Origin of the sequence: Nonomuraea sp. NPDC052265 (assembly GCF_044547985.1) — a bacterium.
GTDB lineage: Bacteria > Actinomycetota > Actinomycetes > Streptosporangiales > Streptosporangiaceae > Nonomuraea.
Window position 1 is genome coordinate 307,398 of the sequence record NZ_JBIUBJ010000010.1, and the last position, 6,388, is coordinate 313,785.

Sequence of the window (6,388 nt, forward strand, 5' to 3'; positions counted from 1 at the left end):
AACGGGCCCGGGCAGGCTCTGGGGCATGGACATCCTGATCTCCGGCGCGAGCGTCGGCGACGTCGAGATCCTGCGCGGCGACCTGGCCCGCATCCTCTACGACGCCACCAAGGACCGCACCGAGTACGTCTTCGGCGACTCCATCGCCTCCCTGGCCCAGGACGCGGACGGGGTGACGGTGACGTTCGAGCGGGGCGCGACGCGCAGGTTCGACCTCGTGGTGGGCGCGGACGGCCTGCACTCCAACGTGCGCTCGCTCGCCCTCGACGCGCCGGAAGCCGCCGTCACCAGCCACCTCGGGCTCTACTGCGCGGTGTTCACGCTCGACAACTACCTGGACCTCGACCACACCGGCCTGCTCCACAGCACGCCCGGCAAGACGGTCGGCCTCTACAGCGCCAGGAACAACACCGAGGCCAAGGCCATGTTCTACTTCGGCTCCCCGCCGCTGGAGCACGACCGCCGGGACGTGACCCGGCAGAAGGAGCTGCTGGCCGAGGCGTACCGAGGGGTCGGCTGGGAGACGCCCACGCTGCTGCGGAAGATGTGGGAGGCCGACGACTTCTACTTCGACTCGACCAGCCAGGTGCACCTGGACTCGTGGTCGCGGGGCCGGGTGGTGCTGATCGGCGACGCCGCCTGCTGCCCGTCGCCGCTGTCGGGCATGGGCACGGGCCTCGCCCTCGTCGGCGCGCACGTGCTGGCGGGCGAGCTGGCCGCGGCGGGCGGCGACCACCGGACCGCGTTCGCCCGCTACGAGCAGGAGGTGCGCGGCTACGCCACCGGCTGCCAGAAGTCGGCGGTGGGCGTCAGCAAGTTCATGGTGCCGGAGAGCCGGCTGATGGCCTGGTTCATGAACCAGAACTACAAGATCATGCCGTATCTGCCGTGGAAGGGCGTGATGGCGAAGTCCGTCAGGAAGACGGCCTCCGCCATCACGCTCAAGGACTACGGCCTCAGTCGGCCAGCCGGCCAAGCTCCTCTTCGACGACCTTCTGGTCGAGCTTCTTGAACAGCGGCACGGGCGGCGCGAGCGGGGTGCCCGGCTTGATCGGCCGGTGCTCCCAGCGCGCCGCGCCGTCGTACTCGCCGGTGATGACGGGGTAGGGGGTGCCACCGTCCTCGTCGACCTCGCGGATCTCCGGCATGCCCGCCCAGACGCCCTCGCCGCCGAGCATCGCGAAGACCTTGTTGGAGGAGCCCGGCAGGAACGGCGTGAGCATCGTCTTGGCGTCGTCGACGACCTGGAGGGCGACGTGCAGGATCGACTTCTGCCGCTCGATGTCGTCCTTGAGCTTCCAGGGCTCCTGCTCGGCCAGGTATTTGTTGGCCTCGCGGACGACGTCGAACGCCTCGGTGATCGCGTTCTTGAACCGCGACCTGCCCAGCTCCGCGCCCACGGGGGCGAACGCGTTGCGCGAGCGCTCCAGCATGGCCCGGTCGGCGTCGGTCAGGTCGCCGGCCTCGGGCACGACGCCGAAGTTCTTCGACGCCATCGAGATCGACCGGTTGACCAGGTTGCCCCAGGCGGCGACGAGCTCGCCGTTGTTGCGGTTGACGAACTCCTGCCAGGTGAAGTCGGTGTCCTGGTTCTCGGGGCCGGCCACGGCGATGTAGTAGCGCAGGGCGTCGGCGTCGTAACGCGCCAGGAAGTCGCGTACGTAAATTACTACTTGCCTGGAGGAGGAGAACTTCTTGCCCTCCATGGTCAGGAACTCGCTGGAGACCACCTCGGACGGCACGTCGAGCGCGCCCAGCCCGCCGGGCGAGCCGCCGCGCGCGCCGATGCCGCTGTAGCCGAACAACATCGCCGGCCAGATCTCGGCGTGGAAGACGATGTTGTCCTTGCCCATGAAGTAGTAGCCGCGGGCGTCGGGGTTCTGCCACCACTGACGCCAGGCGTCGGGGTCGCCGGAGCGCCGGGCCCACTCGATGGAGGCCGACAGGTAGCCGATGACCGCGTCGAACCACACGTAGAGGCGCTTGTTGGGCTGGTCGCGCCACCCCTCCAGCGGGATCGGCACGCCCCAGTCGAGGTCGCGGCTGATCGCGCGGGGCTGGAGGTCGCCGAGCAGGTTGAGCGCGAACTTCAGCACGTTGGGCCGCCACTCGCCCTGCTTGGACTGCAGGTAGGAGCCCAGGACCTCGGCGAAGGCGGGCAGGTCGAGCATGAAGTGCTCGGTCTCGACGAAGACGGGGGCCTCGCCGTTGATGCGGCTCTTGGGGTTGATGAGCTGGATCGGGTCGAGCTGGTTGCCGCAGTTGTCGCACTGGTCGCCGCGCGCGCCGTCGTAGCCGCAGATGGGGCAGGTGCCCTCGATGTAGCGGTCGGGCAGGGTACGGCCGGTCGAGGGGGAGATCGCGCCCATCGTGGTCTTGGGGAAGATGTAGCCGTTGTCGTACAGGCCCTTGAAGATCTGCTGCGTGACGGCGTAGTGGTTCTTCGTCGTGGTCCGGGTGAACAGGTCGTAGGAGAGCCCGAGACCGGTCAGGTCTTCGGCGATCACCCGGTTGTACCTGTCGGCCAGCTCGCGGGCGCTGACGCCCTCCTTGTCGGCCTGCACCTGGATCGGAGTGCCGTGCTCGTCGGTGCCGGACACCATCAGCACCTTGTTGCCCGCCATCCGCTGATAGCGGCTGAAGACGTCGGACGGCACGCCGAAACCCGAGACGTGCCCGATGTGGCGGGGGCCGTTAGCGTACGGCCACGCGACGGCGGTCAAGATGTGCTGGGACATGACCTAAGCCTACGGGGCGCGGCCCTGCTCCTCGTCCAAACCCCCAACCCCAGCGCGGAAAGGCGAGAGCCGGCGGCGGCACACGGCCGGCGCCGGCTCTCACCGGGGACGCGGAGGCCCCTAACGCTTGGACTCCTCCAGGGAGACCGCCTCGGCGGCCTCCTCGGCCGCCTTGGCGGCCACGTCGATCGAGCTCTCCTTGGTACGGCGGATGCCCAGGATGCTGATGAACAGCGAGGCGAAGATCGTCTGGAAGCTCATGATGAGCGCCGTGGCGGCCGGGACGACCATGCGCAGCGACTCGCGCGGGTCGAGCGCGCCGAAGCTGCGCACCTGCCAGTGGACCAGCGACATCACCAGGCCGACCAGACCGGCCAGCGCCAGCAGGCCGCCGACCACGAGGCCCTTCTCCAGCGTCACGATGTCGATGATCTTCCGGATCCGCCGCGACTCGGGCAGGAAGCCCTCCTCGGCCGCGTAGACCTTCGTGAACACCGCGAACAGCGCCGCCTGGAAGCCGATCACGACCAGCGCCGACGACCCGACCAGGGTGTCGACGTCGAAGGCCAGCTCGCCGATCTCCACCGGGCCGAACGTCAGCGCCGTGCCCGCGATCAGGCCGAGGACCATCAGGAACACGCCGGGGTAGAAGAACAGCCACTTGGGGCTGTAGAGCAGCAGGAAGCGCAGGTGGCGCCAGCCGTCGCGCCAGGAGCGCAGGTGCGGCGGGCGCGAACGGCCGTCGGGCGCGAGCGTGGTGGGCACCTCGCGCACGTCGAGGCCGGACAGCGTGGAGCGGACGACCATCTCCGAGGCGAACTCCATGCCGCCGGTCTGGAGGTGGAGGCGCAGGATCGAGTCGCGGCGGAAACCCCGCAGGCCGCAGTGGAAGTCGCCGATGGCGGACGGGAAGAACAGCCGCCCGACGAACGACAGCACCGGGTTGCCCAGGTAGCGGTGGAGCGGGGGCATGGCGCCGGGGGCGATGCCGCCCTTGAAACGGTTGCCCATCACGAGGTCGGCGCCGTCGCGGAGCTGCTCGACGAACGGGAGCAACGAGGTGAAGTCGTAGGAGTCGTCGGCGTCGCCCATGATGACGTACTTGCCGCGCGCGGCGCGGATGCCGCCCATGAGGGCGTTGCCGTAGCCCTTCTCGTCGACGTGGACGACACGGGCACCGGCATCACGAGCGAGCTGCTGCGAGCCGTCCGTGCTGCCGTTGTCGGCGATCAGGACCTCCCCTTCGATTCCGTGCTCCTCCATGCACGCCAAAGCCTTGCGCACACAGACTTCCACGGTCTCCGCCTCGTTGAGGCAGGGCATGACCACCGTCAGTTCCACGTCTCAACCCTTCAGTAATAAGGCTCTTCCAGTGAACCATCATGCCCTGTGCCCGGCGTGCTCGGGTCAAGACCTAAAAACGACTGGCATTCTTTACAGCATGGTGAGCGTCGCGGAGATTACCCCTGTGGACCACTCCGCTCCTGGCCGGACAGCTCGCGTGCTGTCCCTGGTGCGCCGTCATCGCGTGTTCGCCGTGGCCTTCGGCGTCGGCGCCGTGCTGCGGCTGATCACCATGCTCGGTTACGGCCCGGCGATGTGGTTCAACGACTCCTACGAGTACGTCAACGTGGCGCTGCACCCCAGGCCCCATCCGATCAGGCCCGACGGCTACAGCTTCTGGCTGATGCTGCTCAAGCCGTTCCACAGCTTCACGCTGGCCATCTTCACACAACACCTGATGGGCCTGGCCGCGGCCGCGCTCATCTACGCCCTGCTGCGCTGCAAGTTCGCGCTGCCCAAGTGGGGGGCGACGCTGGCGGCGGCGCCGGTGCTGTTCGACGCCTACCAGATCCAGCTTGAGCAGATGGTCATGTCCGACACCCTGTTCACGCTGCTGGTCGTGGGCGTGGTGACGCTGGTGCTGTGGAAGCGGCGGCTGTCCTGGCGGGCCGGGATCGTGGTCGGGCTGCTGCTCGCGCTGACCTGGCTGACCCGGTCGATCGGCATGCCGATCCTCGGGCTCGTGGTGCTCTACCTGATCGTCCAGCGCACGGGGTGGCGGCCGATCGTGGCGGTGATCGCGGCGTGCGCGCTTCCCGTCCTCACTTACATGGGTTGGTTTTCCACAAATTACGGAAAATTCGCTATGACCAACAGCGACGGGCTGATCCTTTACATGCGTACCGCGATCTTCGCCGACTGCGGCAAGATGAAGATCGACAAGTACAAGGAGGTCCAGCTCCTCCTGCTGTGCATCAACGATCCGGTCAACCAGCGCAAGGACTACGCCCAGTGGTACCTGTGGGGCCAGGGCAACGGCGACGGCACGGGCACCGGCGAGGTGCTCCACCGGTGGGGCATCGCCAAGAAGTTCAGCGGCATCACCAACGACGCGGCCAGCGCGTTCGCCACGCGGGCGATCCTGTCCCAGCCGGGCGACTATCTGAAGGTGGTCGCGCGCGACTTCTTCCGTTCCTTCCACTGGGGACGGCCGCGCTTCCCGGACGAGTCGACGTACAACATGTACCAGTTCAAGCCCTATTACGAGGTCGACGACACCGGGCGGCCCAAGCGGCTGCCGAAGTGGTCCTCCTACGGGGGCGGCCACACCGACACCGACGCGTTCAGCTACGAGCAGGGCCCGCCCGAGACCAGGATCGTCCACCCGTGGGCCGACATCATGAGCGGCTACCAGAAGGTCTTCTACCTACGCGGCATCATGCTCGGCGGCATCATGCTGATCGGCCTGTACGGCATCGTCGTCCGCTGGCGCCGGTTCGGCGGCCCGGTGGCGCTGCCCTGGCTGGGGGCGTTCGGGCTGTTGCTGGCCCCGGCGGCGACGGCCGAGTTCGACTACCGCTACGTGCTGCCGGCCGTCCCGCTGGCCTGTGTCGCGGCGGCCATCACGCTGCGCAAGGGCGTCACTTGGGGGCGGCGGTCACCCAAGAGCGCATCAGCATCCGAGCCCACCACTGCGTCTGCGTGACCGTCTCGGCCGTGAGCACCGGCTGCAGCCACCAGAAGTTGATCAGCACGATCATCGCGAACGCGCCCACGAACGCCGCCCCGACGGCCCTGCGCGTGGGCGGCCCGTCCGCCCGGCCGAGCACGAGCCCGGCCATCAGCACGACCGCCAGCACCATGAACGGCACGACCGGGAGCATGTAGAACAGGTACATCGTGCGGTCGTCGGCCACGGCGTAGTAGAACCAGGGCAGCCAGCCCATCGCGTACCCGATCAGCACCGCCCCGGCCCGCCAGTCGCGTGTCCTGGCGTACAGGACGGCGGTTCCCACCAGCGCGAGCAGCGCGCCGTACCAGAGGGCCGGGGTGCCGACGCCGTGGATCGCCTGCGCGCAGGAGGAGGCCCCGCACGCCGACGGCGGCACGTTCGCCGGGTAGTAGAACGACACCGGGCGGACGAGCAGCGGCCACGTCCAGGGGTCGGACATGTACTGGTGATACTCGTGCACCCCGTTGTGGAAGGTGAAGACCTGCCACTGGTAGTGGATCCAGGAGCGCATGGAGTCGAACAGGAAGAAGAAGGGGCCCGAGGAGGTGGCCTGGTCCCAGTTGCGGCCGTAGCCGTTGGCGGAGGCGAACCAGCCGGTCCAGGTGGCCATGTAGGCGATGAAGGGGACGACGGT

At 68.2% G+C, this 6,388-nt stretch carries 4 protein-coding genes and 1 pseudogene; 2 read left to right on the forward strand and 3 right to left on the reverse strand.

The features are described 5' to 3' along the window. Window positions 1-25 precede the first annotated feature (25 nt). Window positions 26-1,012 (forward strand): FAD-dependent monooxygenase, encoded by a 987-nt coding sequence (locus ACIHAD_RS28615; RefSeq protein WP_397357707.1) that lies wholly within the window; start codon window positions 26-28, stop codon window positions 1,010-1,012. Here the strand turns inward: ACIHAD_RS28615 and metG are convergent. Together metG and ACIHAD_RS28625 are read right to left on the reverse strand one after the other, a co-directional pair. Beyond that, window positions 957-2,738: a methionine--tRNA ligase gene (gene metG / locus ACIHAD_RS28620; protein ID WP_397357708.1), complete on the reverse strand. Its 1,782-nt coding sequence runs from the start codon at window positions 2,736-2,738 to the stop codon at window positions 957-959. The two genes, ACIHAD_RS28615 and metG, sit on opposite strands and share 56 nt — an antisense overlap. A 120-nt stretch (window positions 2,739-2,858) precedes the next feature. Then, window positions 2,859-4,079, reverse strand: coding sequence for a glycosyltransferase (locus ACIHAD_RS28625; RefSeq protein ID WP_397357709.1), 1,221 nt, complete (start codon window positions 4,077-4,079; stop codon window positions 2,859-2,861). A 100-nt stretch (window positions 4,080-4,179) separates the two neighbouring features. On the opposite strand from ACIHAD_RS28625, the gene ACIHAD_RS28630 reads away from it, so the two are divergent. Next, window positions 4,180-5,727: a hypothetical protein gene (locus tag ACIHAD_RS28630; RefSeq protein ID WP_397357710.1), complete on the forward strand. Its 1,548-nt coding sequence runs from the start codon at window positions 4,180-4,182 to the stop codon at window positions 5,725-5,727. On the opposite strand, the pseudogene ACIHAD_RS28635 reads toward ACIHAD_RS28630, so the two are convergent. After that, a pseudogene (locus ACIHAD_RS28635) lies at window positions 5,663-6,388 on the reverse strand (phospholipid carrier-dependent glycosyltransferase); the annotation flags it as partial. The gene ACIHAD_RS28630 and the pseudogene ACIHAD_RS28635 sit on opposite strands and share 65 nt — an antisense overlap.